Below are 11,246 nucleotides of genomic sequence, written 5' to 3' on the forward strand. Positions count from 1 at the left end.
CAGAGTACGGCTATGCGGGTCAGAGTGTTATTGGTTAGGATGTTGAAATTGCTGGACGAGGAGTTTAATTAGGGGCTGGGGGAAAAAATAGGTTTTCATGATCAAGCCTCAGAACCTGGAAGATTCTGTGTTAATTTTCAACTAAAATATTATTTTTTTACTTTTGTTTACTTAAGGCGGTACTGAACCAGCCTGCATAGCGCACTTATACAACCTGTATCTGTGCGCTATCTTCTTTGATCAAAAATTGCTTATCATATTTGTTCCGGCTTTTGTAGAGCGTATAAATCATTTCTAACATTTTTCGCTGCACCGCAACAAGGCCTTTCATCTTTATACCTGATTTTGACACTATCCTTGCATATACAGACTTGAACCGATCATCCCATTTTATTGCGGATAGACTGGGTAGATACATAGCCTTTCTTAGGCTCCTGTTCCCTTTTTTGGATATCCTGGACTTGCCATTCACCGATGTTCCCGATTGTTTTTCGATAACGTCCAGCCCAGCGTAGCTGGTGAGCTGTTTCTTGCTGCGAATGAGTTCAAACCCATTGGTTTCTGCCAGCACGATGGCCGCGGTCAATCTTCCCACCCCTGGGATGCTTGTGATAAGGTTAATTTCCTCTTCCAGCGAAGAATCCCCAACGATAAGCTCCTCAATATCTTTTTTGACCTCTGTTTCCTGTTCGGTGAGCAAGGCTATCCTTAACTTAAACCGATCGATGCTCTTCTGGTAGGGATAGGCTTCGGACTGCTCGGCATGAAGTTGATTCTTTACCATGGATCTTTCATGTACAATCTGCTCCCGCTCACGGGTAAGCTGCTGCAGCCGCCTATAAACTTCTTTTGGTTTACACCAACAATCCAACTTCCGCTCCAGTCCAAACTGGGCTATAGCCCTTGAACAGATCCGGTCAGTAATCGTTTTATGATCCAGGGTACGCATGTAGTTGCTGATCTTGTTGGGTAGGATAATGCTTACATCATGTCCATTTTCATCCAAATAGTAGGCGAACTTTTGGTGGTACACCCCAGTAGCCTCCATAACGAAGCTAACGCACACAGTCCCATCGGTTAATTTATCTACCCACCTCATCAATGCTTTTATTCCCCCATCGCTGTTAAAGAAAACATTGTGCGCATATAGCTCTATAGAAAAATCTCCTAAAGTCCGACCAAGGGTCACTACCAATTCTTTTTGGGCAACATCAATCCCAACAACCTGCTTTAATACACTCTTCATATTATTATTCCTAAATTATAATTAATGAATCTCCCTCCGTTTGTTCTCCTGATCGGATATCCTGGATACTCTGACATGCAAAGTTCCTTACATTCTGTTCAAACTCGAAAAGATCAAAAAGAGTGAGGCAATATCTTCCAGTCAATATGCATGAATAGCTATTTAGGTTCAGTGTGCTCTCACCCCTCTATCAATTATATTTACAAAATTATTTATTCTGTAAACATAGGAGGTTCAGCGCGATCAGAAAACATATTTTTCTTGGGTGCAGACCGAAGAGGGTGAGTTACTTAATTTAATTATAAGGATTCTAAAAATGCAATTAAAGAAGCACGGTCACTTCTGGACAGCTGAACAACATTGTTTTTAGCAGCTAAAGCTTCACCACCATGCCACATGACCGCTTCCATTAAATTCCTTGCTCTTCCATCATGTAAAAAATTGGTATGTCCGTTTACTTTCTGTGTAAGCCCTATGCCCCACAATGGTGCTGTTCTCCATTGTTTACCCGAGGCCAGAAAATCGGGACGATTATCGGCAAGTCCATCACCCATATCATGAAGTAGTAAATCGGTGAAAGGATGGATGAGCTGATTGCTCACCTGTGGAAAGGCCACATTCACCTTAGTTCTTAAATCTGCGGCATGGCACTTGATACAACCAGTTTGGGTAAAAAGAGCCTTACCTCTCACTACTGCTGGATTAGTAATGTCTCTTCGTACAGGTACAGCAAGTGATTTTACGTAAAATTCTACGCTATAGAGTAAACTGTCTGCCAGTTCGTAAGTTTTAGAGCCTGGCTGGCTGCTGAATTGTGTTTGGCCTTCACTGCTTTCTTTTGGAAACAGGTAATTTGTAATGCCCATATCTCCGTTATAGGCGGCAGCAACCTGTTGTAAGATGGAAGGCTGGTTCGCTTTCCATCCAAAACGACCCAATACTTTTTTCTGGTTCAGTACATCCCATACGTAGTTTGCCTGGCCTTTTATACCGTCTTTATTGGCATCATTGGGATCGGCCATTTTAAGAATGTCTTCTTCACTCACGGCCTCCAGTAAACCTAAGCCAAACACCGGTGCGGCAACTCTGGGAGAGAGCAGGGCATTGGATGGCATAGGCATATAAAGGTTGATAAAAGTGTAATGTGGCGTTCTTAAACTGTAGGTATCACCGTCTGCAAAGTTGTAACTCTGTTCTGTATAATTAATTGATACATCGCCTTCTGGTGACGCGGTAAGCACGCTCCGGCTTTGCAACTGATCTCCAAAACCTGGAATAGGAACGGGGTTACCATGTTCACCAATCCCGGGAAGGCTGATCCTAAACAGCATGTTTGCTGCAGATTCACCCGAACCGGGAACCTTACCCCGTCCATCGGATACGTGACAGGAAACACAGGCCACGTTGTTGTAAATAGGCCCTAATCCTGGATTTAACGGGGCAGGTGCGGCCACAAACGTTGCAGAGAATTGTCCGTCTCCAACTTCGTGTACACGGTTTTGAAGGGCAGACATTCCACTGAACATGTGTGAGAAAGAACTGCTGCCCTGGTCAAATGCGGTTTGACTTCCTCCGTTTAACCATTCGGATTCCAGGTTGTCAATAATCGTGTCTGCTTTTTTGCAGGCAATCTGCAAAAAAATGACGATACACAAAATCACCAGGACTGCCTGTGTTGCTCTTTTCATTATTTAACTTGCTGAAGTATAAATGGCTTTAGTTTTTCGTCCAATGTGCTTGCAAAATCATTGATCTTAGTCATGGCGTTCTGAACTTTAGTTGGTTCTGATACGATGGCCTGACCAAATGGAACAGAAAAAGTACCCAGAGCGGCAATTGCTGCTGCATATTTACTTTTGATTTCGGCATCTAAAGAAAGGTTGTTTGCCCGAACAAGATCTTCAATTCCTTTTCCATCTACAGAAAAATTACCCTGGTACATGATCATGATTCCTTTGATGTTGTTGGTGAAATCGATAATGGAGTTTTTTGCAAAGGGACTTTCTTCTTTAGAAGCATCCTGGCTATCAAAAGGCTCTTTCATTTTACTGTTGGCTACTTCTTCGCAAATGTCGTGCATGGCATCTACCAGCTGAACGTAAGCTGCTTGTTGTGTGGTGAATTCTGTAGATCCGGCGCCCGCAGTAGCCAATTGTTTGTTGTAACCATTAGACCAGGTATTTCGAACGCTGGTGGTCAGTTTTACCAGGTTTTGGGTTAAACTGGTCAGATAAGCTTTTTCTCTGGCGGTAAATGATGCAGCGGTTTTTGTTCCGTTTTGTCCCCAAAGGAGGTATTCAATTGGGTGGAACCCTTTTAACGCATCGTCAAGATTATCTACGTAAGCTTCTGTAAGTTCATCGTTGCTCTTCAGGATTTGGTCAAGTTGTGTAAAGTCTACCGGCCATGTATCAATTCTTGGATCGATTTTATCGGCTTCTACCGGGCCAAACAGCCAGGCTTCGGTTTCTTCCCAGGTTACCCGCATGTTTTTCCATGCTGTGCGTGCAGCGGCAAGGTTGGCATCTGTTGGAGTATTGGTTAAAGCGGTAACTGCACTTTGCAGTACATTGGCTTTATCCAGCATGTCCTGGTAGGAAGAGGTACAAACATTTGCAGAGACGTCGGCCAGGATCTGGGCTTTTAAAGTGCTGGCTTGTTGTGTGTCGTCTGAATTGCTTTTTTTACAGGAAGAGGCTGCAAGGACCATTGGGATCGTTAAAAATAACGATGCTTTGAACGTGTTCTTCATATTTTTTGATTGAGATATATGTTTATGGAATTATTTAGGATTTCTGTTTTAAACTGTTTAAGGGGTTTGAGTGCGGGTTCTTTGGTTACGTTGCCTGCAAAATCGAACTGGCTGCCATGTGCATTGCAGTAGATTTTACTGTCGGTTGCTGTTAAGGCTACACCTTCATGTGTACACATCATGAGTAGTGCGCGGTAACTTTCTCCATTTTTGACCAGCAGGATATCGTCATCTACGGCTGCACTTCTAACCAGGACCATTTTGATCTGGTCTGTAAATTTGCTGAGCGGTACAGTGAGCAGATCGGAGCCAGATGGGTTCGTTAATTTAACAACTTGTAAAGGGGCCGAGCAGGCTTCCAGTAAACTGGCCATTCCAGTTAGGCCCATGCATGCAATGCAGCCTGTTTTAATAAAATCCCGTCTGCTTTTCATGGTAATGGCGTTTTTCATAAATTAGAAGTTATAGGCGATGCCCAGGTTGATGAAGCCGTTGTTTTTGTAATAGAAAACTTGTCTTGGGAAGGGGGTAACAATGAGTGCCTGATTGAAATCTCCGGTTATAACGCGGGTATAATCTCCTTTTATGGCTACACCACGTATAGGTTTATAGGTTAATCCGGCTACAATATATTGTTTGCGGTTCGCGTCATTTGAAATTCCGTTGTCCGGAACTTTTCCGTCGAGGTTTACATATTCATAACGACCAAAAACGATCAGGGCTTTTTCATTGTGATACCTGTTGTATAACAGGTCATAACCTAATTCTCCGTAACCGCCATACATCAGTTCTGGTGTATTATTGGCGTAGGCACGATTTATTTCTTTAGCATTTTTGATGGAAACTACTGTTCCGATGGCCCTCACAGAGACACCGTTTTTTGAATAAGATACGTTGGCTTCTCCTAACATGACCGGATTGCCAAAGGCGCCTGAGCTTAATTGTAAACTATCTGCTACGCGTTTTTCTTCTGAGGTGGAGCCTCCAATATAACCTGACATCTGAATTCTAAAATCTTTAATGTAATACAAAAGGGAAGCGTTGACGCCCAGGTTAAGCCCCTGAACAGCTTGTCCCAGCTGACGTCCTTCTACAATACCTCCTGCACTGCTGAATTTGGAAGAGTTCAGCCCGTTGGTTAGAGATAAACTGTAGTTAAGGCCTTGTACATTTTTTACCTGCCCGTATAGTCCAACACCAACTTCGCGCCAGGTGGAAGGGATAATTTGTTCTTCAAGGTATGGTCTGTCTACGCCATTAAAGGTTGTAGGAAGGTGGTTTTCGTTGATATAGCCTACGCGTGGAATAAAAAGCCCGGCAACGATATAGGTGCTTGGATTGAGGTTGAATTTTAAGAAGGCCTGTTCCATTGAAATGCTTCCTTTACCAGATATTCCTTCGTCAGAATTGGGTCCGGAAACCAAGGCGTTTTCCACTTCAAGTTCACTGAAAAAGGAAATATTTTTACTGAATTTGTGGCCTACAAACAGTACGACACGTGTTAAGCTGGCCTGTGCACTTTGACGTTTGGTGTCAATGCTGTATTTGGCTTCACCATATCCTGAGAGGATGGTGGTTTGCTGTTTTCTAATTAGTCCTACAGCTAAAGAGTCTTCAGGTGTAAGAACCTGGCCAAAAGCTTGTAAGCCGAAAATAGATAATGATACAATAAAGATCGAGGAGTAAAATTTTATGCCCATATAATATTTAAAGCGCCAAATGTAATTCCTATTATTCATAATTGGTATAAATAAGAATAAAAAAATTGAAATTTAACTAAATAGGATTAAAATGCTTATTGCCCGATATTTATAGATGTATTTAAGAAATGAATTTTGCTTATAGGGTGATGTTATAGCAAAAAGACGAGGACCTGTTGGCCAGTGATAATCCTTTTGCATTGGTTGTACACAGGATATACAAACCATTACTGAAAAAACTACAACAATGGGTATAGAAGAATTATTATTGGCTAGAGCAAAACACGAGGGATTAAAAGAGGGGGAGAAAAAAGTATTAGCAGAGAAAAAACAAATTGCGCACATACTAAAGCAAAACGGCATTGACTGGAATATAATTGCTAAATCGACTAAATTACCTCTCAGCCTTATACAATCATTATAAACAAGATTTCATTTCTAAACATAGAAAGCGGAAAGGGTAAAAAACCTCTTCGCTTTTTATATTTAAAGCAGGCCTCGAAGTGTAACCAATTGGTAGTCAAATAATCAATGTTTATCATGGGAAAGAATATTCTAGTTTTCTGCGTTTTGTTAGTTACAGGGTGTAGCAGCATCCAGGGTGTGAAAAATATTGATACTGTTCTTGTATATAAAAAATTCTTAACACATGGAACGCCGACCAGAGTCAATTCAGCATTTATTCATCCTGGTTTTTATAAAGATGCAGTTGATACGCATCCCAGTGAATGGCGTTTGAGTAAAATTGACTTAGAAACCTCTCTGCGGACTGCCAGGGTTAAAAGATATCTTCCGCAAAAGATGGGAGGAATAACGTTTGCTGGAGAATTCTATATAGGAAATGCAAAGCATTTTTTTCTTTATTTTCAATCTGTAAAACTAATTATAGATTTTACTGAAAGGAAAAGATATCTTCTTCAAGATTCTTTGAGCTTTAAAAATTAGTCTTTTAAGGTTCTATTTGAAGTCATCAATAGCGTAAAAGGGTATGGTTGTGAAAATAGGTTTTCTGGTTGCGCTGAACCTTTTAGGTTCTGAGGCTTGATCATGAAAACCTATTTTTCTTGGGTGCAGACCGGGGAGGGTGGGGAGTTGAGTTGGGGTGTTTTTGGGTGTTGGTTTTGGTTCAGAATTTGGTGTTGTTTTTCAATATATTTAATTGATTTTCAAATGTTTAAAACGGATAAATTTGTTTTGGAATTGGTGTTTTTATGGTTGGAACTGTATACTTTAGTGGCAACTAATTTTTTATAAAACGACTTTTTGGGTGCTTGTTTATGATGTTAATTGTTGGCATTGTATGCGGAGTAAATGGAAGTTTTAAGCGACAGAATGCCGAAGAAAACTAATCTTGTAAAACAAGTAAAACCGATAGCGCTATCTAATAGCAGGTATATTAATGTAAAGACGGATTTTTCATTTTAATGTATAGCTATACATTAAAATGATTATGTAAAGCTGTAGATAATGTAAAGTAAAAGAGGATAAGCCATGTTACTGGCATTTTCCCTCGATTTCACTTTACATTATTTTTTCAGTTAAAGCCTTTTAACCATTCGATCAGATCTTGATTTTGACTCCATGTAGGCTGCTCTTTGGCGATTAGATCCTGATAGACATGCTCAATGGCCTCACGTTTTTGTTTTGAATCTACTCTTGCATAAATTTCTGTAGTGAGAACTGATGTGTGTCCGAGAATATCACGGATATAAATCAAATGAACCCCAGCTTGCAGCAAATGCATTGCCTTAGAATGTCTAAGTGAATGACAGCTAATCCTATCAGGTATAAGAGGCTGATTCTTGTTTCTTGCCATTGCAGCATACGCCTGTAATAGATAATGAACCCCCGCCCGCGTGAGCTTCTCCTTTCGACTATTAAAGAATAGAGGATGTAGATTCATGTTATTATCCTGCAGACTGTTACTTGTCATATAATGTTTCAAATGAATGACTTGCTGTTCCATAAGCGGAACAATCCGTGCTTTACGGCCTTTTCCTATAAGTTTTATCGTATAGGGCTTGTCTAGTCTTATTGCGGATGGAGTAAGGTCTAAGATTTCCTGTACCCTTGCGCCACAATCATACATTAAAGCAAATAATGATAAGTCACGGAGTCCTTTTCTAGTGGAGGTATCAGGTTGTTCCAACAAGAGTTTAATGCCTTCTAAAGAGAGGTAATTGACTGTTCCAGTTTCTGTAATCTTTATTTTTATATTCATTATACGCTGCCATTCCTCCATATACTCCGGATTTTCATATTGTAGATATCTACAAAATGAATGCAAGGCAGCTAACCTAACGTTACGAGTGGAATCACTACTATGTCTCTGTTTTTGAAGCCAGTCAAGAAACTCTATAATACAAACCTGAGTAAAATGCTTTAGGAATAACCTGGCTGCATTTATTCTTTTTTCCTGCTCCATGAATCCAATAAACAGAATAAAGGTATCTTTATAAGAGGATATCGTATTTGAGCTGGCTCTTCTCTCAGCAGGGAGGTACTTACTTAAAAAGTCACCAATCCCTTTTGCAAAATCAGTTGGTTTCATGATCACAGGGAGTTAAAAGTTCTGGATATAGGTAAGGACACAACTTATTGGAGTTCTCAATAATCGAAGGATACATATCGGCAGTAAGCCTAACATACTTCTCTGTTGCAGAAATAGATTTATGACCTAAGTATGCAGAAAGTATTGGAAGAGAATAATATAAATCCAAACCTCCTGTTGCCATTTTGGAAAGGGTATGTACACTAAAGGTATGCCGTAGGTCGTGCAGGCGGGGTCCAAGGCCTTTGCCACCATGAGGTATACCAGCCTTACGGAGAATTTTTCTAAACCATACATAGGCTGTTTGAATTGCGCATGGTCTGCCTTCACGGGAAATAAAGAGATGACCTGAACCATTTCCTTTCAGCCCATTGTAATAGTCTCTGTATTTTAAGTAATCCATCAATACTTCTGCAAGAGAATCCGATATTGGGATCAATCGGTCTCTACCATTTTTACAGCTGCGTAATATCAAGTACCTTTCTTGAAGATGTACATCGTCATAAAGTAAAGACAGCGCCTCACTGATTCTTACACCAGTACTATATAGAAGTCTAAATAATGCAGGTACAATAAATACTATTGATCTTGAACTGCAGATGTTAAGCTGGAGTTTATCGCAGGCAGAGAATAATGCACAGATCTGTTGTTCTGAGAATATATAAGGAACATAAGAACAGTTGAATTTAGGTAACCTGGCTATATAAGAGGTATAACCAAGATGACAAAGAAATAGAGAAAACTGTTTGACGATCTCGATTCTAATATACCATGTTGAATCTGTCTCATTTGGGTCTTTAGTTCCCCAAGTTTGTGCAAGCTCTTTTGTGATCCCAACTTCAGGTTCATCCCTTAAAACTGCCAGTCGATCAAAGCGGACAAGCACCAATGACCCGCCCTGGTATTTATATCCCAATGACTTTTTTAAGTCAATGAACTTTTCGATAAGAGGTCCATAGACGCTGTAATAAAATTTATCCATGAGATAACCCTCCTTTTTGTGTGTAGAAACAGAAAGGTACAATAGGAACATCCAAGGCACATTGAAGGAGTGTGTCTTTATCAATACGTAAATAGGCCTTTGTGGAATCAGTATTACTGTGGCCTAATGCTTCTGATATAATAGGTATAGAAGTTTTATCACGTAACAAGGCCCCGGCAAAGCTATGCCTTAAGGCATGAGGACCAGGTCGTCGATTGAAACAATTGAGACCGGCTGCCTGCATACGTACTTTTACCATAGTACCAATTGCTGTTCTTCCTAATGGTAAATAGGGTGAGCTGGCATTTAGAAATACCCGTTCATTTGTGGAAAATGGCCGGCCATATTTTAGATAGTCTATAATGGCATTTCCAACCTCGGATAGTAAAGGAAGGTTAACATTTTTTCCGGTTTTCTGTTGTTTATAACTGATTATATTCTGCTCCCATTTAATTTGATTAAACTGTAAGTATCTGATATCAGAAGACCTTACTCCAAGCTTAGCGGCCAATAATATAATTGCGTAATCACGTTTTCCTTTTGGACTACTACGGTCAACAGAATGAACCAGTATTTTTATTTCTTCACTGGAGAAGGTCGATGGAAGCTCACGTTGTTCTACAGTTTTTCCTTTTGGAACCAAAAGGGAATGATTTACAGCAATATATTTATGCTCAAACAGGAATTGCAGATAGCCTCTAACTATCTGCAAGGTTCTAGCCATTGCTCCAGTTTTTGTTGGATCTAGCGTTTGCACATAGCTAAAAATGATAGGCGGATCTATTTTTTCTACGGAATCTATATTCTCTTTAAGAAATGTAAAGAAATTATGGAGGTAGGTATAGTAACATATTAATGTATTACCCTGTAGCTCATAAACAGTTTTCTTATGCAATAAAAATTCGTTTATAGTCAGGCCAATTGGCCCATAAAATGCCTTAGGAGGCTGTTTATTTGGGCCCATTGTTATAGTTCCTGTCTCCTGAAATCGAGTGAGTACTTTTACCTGCCTAATAAAGCTTCTATTGGTCAAGGAAAGCTGGCTGTAATCCAAGGTGCCGAAAGTGAATTCAAGGAAGTTATTTTCGACTTCTTTATTGTAAAATGTAATAGCAAATAACTCTACATAAATCTTTATTTTTCTAAATACCCAACAATACATTTCTAATGTTTTAGTACTCCGTTGAAGGCTCTGAAGATAGGTAATGAAATTACTTATTAAATTGTCCAATGTTTGATCTTGTGTTTTCATGATAATTGTTTTTAAATCATAACTATCATAAAAACAAATAAATAATGTAAAGTGATATGGCCATTTAGACGAAAACATAACGAGTGTAGGCTACTATTAGAGTTTACTTTACATTATCTAGCACTTTACATAATCATTTAAGTATATTTTTGGAAGTGAGTCCAGAAAGAAGTTATTGATTGATTTTCTGAATGCTGTTTTTAAGGGCAGAAAGGTGATCCGTGATTTGACTTTTAATAACCCTAGTCATAAAGGGATGCGTAAAGAGAACAGGAAAACGGTGTTTGATGTGTATTGTACCGATAATAAGGGGGGTAAATTTATTGTGGAGATCCAACAGGCGAGCCAGCGCTTTTTTAAGGACCGTATTCTCTATTATTCGGCGAACCTGATCAGGGAACAGGGAAAATCTGTGGCGCCGGACTGGAATTACCGTTTGCCGGAGGTGTATGTTGTGGCCTTGATGGATTTTAGTTTTGATCATACGCATCGGGATCAGTATTTGCATGATGTTCGTTTGATGGATGTAGTGACTCATACCGTGTTCTATGAAAAACTTCGGTATATTTTTGTGGAACTGCCGAAGTTTAAAAAATCGGTGGATGAATTGGAAACTAATGAGGATGGCTGGTTGTACTCTTTAAGGAATATGGAAATATTAGATGAAATTCCAGTACCTTTGCGTAAGAAAAAGGTTTTTAGAGAGTTATACCAATTGGCAGAGGTCATTAATTTAAGCCCGGAAGATATGAATGCGTACCAG

At 39.7% G+C, this 11,246-nt stretch carries 11 protein-coding genes; 3 read left to right on the top strand and 8 right to left on the bottom strand.

Annotation, left to right across the window (positions count from 1 at the left end; all coding sequences use genetic code 11):
* Nucleotides 1-205: 205 nt before the first annotated feature.
* The 5 genes from VNZ46_RS24280 to VNZ46_RS24300 all read right to left on the bottom strand — a co-directional run bounded on the left by VNZ46_RS24280 (nt 206) and on the right by VNZ46_RS24300 (nt 5,698).
* Nucleotides 206-1,246 (bottom strand): IS110 family transposase, encoded by a 1,041-nt coding sequence (locus tag VNZ46_RS24280; protein WP_325563453.1) that lies wholly within the window; start codon nt 1,244-1,246, stop codon nt 206-208.
* Between the two features lie 299 nt (nt 1,247-1,545).
* Complete coding sequence (locus VNZ46_RS24285; protein WP_325563455.1) at nt 1,546-2,934, bottom strand: di-heme oxidoredictase family protein; 1,389 nt, start codon at nt 2,932-2,934, stop codon at nt 1,546-1,548.
* Entirely contained in the window at nt 2,934-3,998 is a 1,065-nt protein-coding gene (locus VNZ46_RS24290) for an imelysin family protein (protein ID WP_325563457.1), read from the bottom strand. The genes VNZ46_RS24285 and VNZ46_RS24290 overlap by 1 nt, the downstream gene beginning before the upstream one ends.
* Nucleotides 3,995-4,450 carry a Rieske (2Fe-2S) protein gene (locus tag VNZ46_RS24295; protein WP_325563459.1) on the bottom strand — a complete coding sequence of 152 codons (456 nt, stop codon included), beginning with the start codon at nt 4,448-4,450 and terminating at the stop codon, nt 3,995-3,997. Before VNZ46_RS24295 ends, VNZ46_RS24290 begins: the two co-directional genes overlap by 4 nt.
* Nucleotides 4,451-4,453: 3 nt before the next feature.
* Nucleotides 4,454-5,698 (bottom strand): hypothetical protein, encoded by a 1,245-nt coding sequence (locus VNZ46_RS24300; RefSeq protein ID WP_325563461.1) that lies wholly within the window; start codon nt 5,696-5,698, stop codon nt 4,454-4,456.
* Nucleotides 5,699-5,945: 247 nt separating this feature from the next.
* Between VNZ46_RS24300 and VNZ46_RS24305 the strand changes: the two genes are divergently transcribed.
* Nucleotides 5,946-6,122: a hypothetical protein gene (locus VNZ46_RS24305; RefSeq protein WP_325563463.1), complete on the top strand. Its 177-nt coding sequence runs from the start codon at nt 5,946-5,948 to the stop codon at nt 6,120-6,122.
* Nucleotides 6,123-6,238: 116 nt separating this feature from the next.
* Nucleotides 6,239-6,643, top strand: coding sequence for a hypothetical protein (locus tag VNZ46_RS24310; RefSeq protein ID WP_325563465.1), 405 nt, complete (start codon nt 6,239-6,241; stop codon nt 6,641-6,643).
* A 589-nt stretch (nt 6,644-7,232) separates the two neighbouring features.
* Here the strand turns inward: VNZ46_RS24310 and VNZ46_RS24315 are convergent.
* Genes VNZ46_RS24315 through VNZ46_RS24325 form a run of 3 tightly spaced genes read right to left on the bottom strand, consistent with a single transcriptional unit; the run spans nt 7,233 to nt 10,561 of the window.
* Complete coding sequence (locus VNZ46_RS24315; protein ID WP_325563467.1) at nt 7,233-8,249, bottom strand: site-specific integrase; 1,017 nt, start codon at nt 8,247-8,249, stop codon at nt 7,233-7,235.
* Nucleotides 8,236-9,231 (bottom strand): tyrosine-type recombinase/integrase, encoded by a 996-nt coding sequence (locus VNZ46_RS24320; protein WP_325563469.1) that lies wholly within the window; start codon nt 9,229-9,231, stop codon nt 8,236-8,238. Before VNZ46_RS24320 ends, VNZ46_RS24315 begins: the two co-directional genes overlap by 14 nt.
* Nucleotides 9,224-10,561 carry a site-specific integrase gene (locus VNZ46_RS24325; protein WP_325563471.1) on the bottom strand — a complete coding sequence of 446 codons (1,338 nt, stop codon included), beginning with the start codon at nt 10,559-10,561 and terminating at the stop codon, nt 9,224-9,226. The genes VNZ46_RS24320 and VNZ46_RS24325 overlap by 8 nt, the downstream gene beginning before the upstream one ends.
* A gap of 67 nt (nt 10,562-10,628) precedes the next feature.
* On the opposite strand from VNZ46_RS24325, the gene VNZ46_RS24330 reads away from it, so the two are divergent.
* A partial coding sequence (locus tag VNZ46_RS24330) for an Rpn family recombination-promoting nuclease/putative transposase (protein ID WP_325563473.1) occupies nt 10,629-11,246 on the top strand: 618 nt, incomplete at its 3' end.

The sequence above is a fragment of the Pedobacter sp. genome (assembly GCF_035566355.1).
Lineage (GTDB): Bacteria > Bacteroidota > Bacteroidia > Sphingobacteriales > Sphingobacteriaceae > Pedobacter.

What these genes read in the sequence shown, in the direction of transcription:
- VNZ46_RS24280 (WP_325563453.1), bottom strand. Translation starts at nt 1,246, where the DNA reads ATGAAGAGTGTATTAAAGCAGGTTGTTGGGATTGATGTTGCCCAAAAA.
- VNZ46_RS24285 (WP_325563455.1), bottom strand. Translation starts at nt 2,934, where the DNA reads ATGAAAAGAGCAACACAGGCAGTCCTGGTGATTTTGTGTATCGTCATT.
- VNZ46_RS24290 (WP_325563457.1), bottom strand. Translation starts at nt 3,998, where the DNA reads ATGAAGAACACGTTCAAAGCATCGTTATTTTTAACGATCCCAATGGTC.
- VNZ46_RS24295 (WP_325563459.1), bottom strand. Translation starts at nt 4,450, where the DNA reads ATGAAAAACGCCATTACCATGAAAAGCAGACGGGATTTTATTAAAACA.
- VNZ46_RS24300 (WP_325563461.1), bottom strand. Translation starts at nt 5,698, where the DNA reads ATGGGCATAAAATTTTACTCCTCGATCTTTATTGTATCATTATCTATT.
- VNZ46_RS24305 (WP_325563463.1), top strand. Translation starts at nt 5,946, where the DNA reads ATGGGTATAGAAGAATTATTATTGGCTAGAGCAAAACACGAGGGATTA.
- VNZ46_RS24310 (WP_325563465.1), top strand. Translation starts at nt 6,239, where the DNA reads ATGGGAAAGAATATTCTAGTTTTCTGCGTTTTGTTAGTTACAGGGTGT.
- VNZ46_RS24315 (WP_325563467.1), bottom strand. Translation starts at nt 8,249, where the DNA reads ATGAAACCAACTGATTTTGCAAAAGGGATTGGTGACTTTTTAAGTAAG.
- VNZ46_RS24320 (WP_325563469.1), bottom strand. Translation starts at nt 9,231, where the DNA reads ATGGATAAATTTTATTACAGCGTCTATGGACCTCTTATCGAAAAGTTC.
- VNZ46_RS24325 (WP_325563471.1), bottom strand. Translation starts at nt 10,561, where the DNA reads ATGTTTTCGTCTAAATGGCCATATCACTTTACATTATTTATTTGTTTT.